Annotated in this window: 1 protein-coding gene; it reads right to left on the reverse strand. The window is 56.4% G+C overall.

Features of this window, described 5'->3' with window-relative positions; all coding sequences use genetic code 11:
* Positions 1-520, reverse strand: a 520-nt coding sequence (locus NK662_RS24735) for an uL30 family ribosomal protein (RefSeq protein ID WP_254761370.1), incomplete at its 3' end; no start/stop codon positions are given.
* Positions 521-553 lie beyond the last annotated feature (33 nt).

Here is a 553-nt window from a genome sequence, read left to right on the forward strand (position 1 = left end):
CCTCAATGACTTTGTTGTTCTGAAGAGGAATCCTCTGCTTGTTGAGCTTTCCGTAACCCCTCTTGTAGATCAATTCCCTGACACTCTTCAGGTTTGGGTACCCATATGCAACATATGGCTCAACCCTGCGCAGCATGTTAATGGTGGCTTTGTTGACCTTCAAGAACACTCCATTAAAGATCTGCCTCAAACGCAAGAGCTGCAAAATCTTCCTGGTCTTCGGGTGCATGGCATTGATACCACGGATGCGGACCACAAACAGAAGTTTGGCCTCAGGGCTGACGTAGAACCCACCCTTCATCCGAGCCTCACGCTTGAGCTGCACAAGCTCCTTCTCCTGCGCGTCGTACTCCTGGGCGTACTGCTTGGCGCGGGCGAAGATGAGCTTGCGGCTCTCGACGGCCTTCTTCTTCTCGGCGAGCGCCTTCTCCTTCCTGTCCGCCGCCCACTGCTCCTCCCGCTTCCGCTTCTTCAGCACCGACTCCGGCACCACCGCCGCCTTCGCCACCTCCGCCGCCATCGCGATCGAGTCCTGCGAGAGAGAGAAGACGAG

The organism is Ectobacillus ponti, from assembly GCF_024294785.1.
Taxonomy (GTDB): Bacteria; Bacillota; Bacilli; order Bacillales; family Bacillaceae_G; genus Ectobacillus; species Ectobacillus ponti.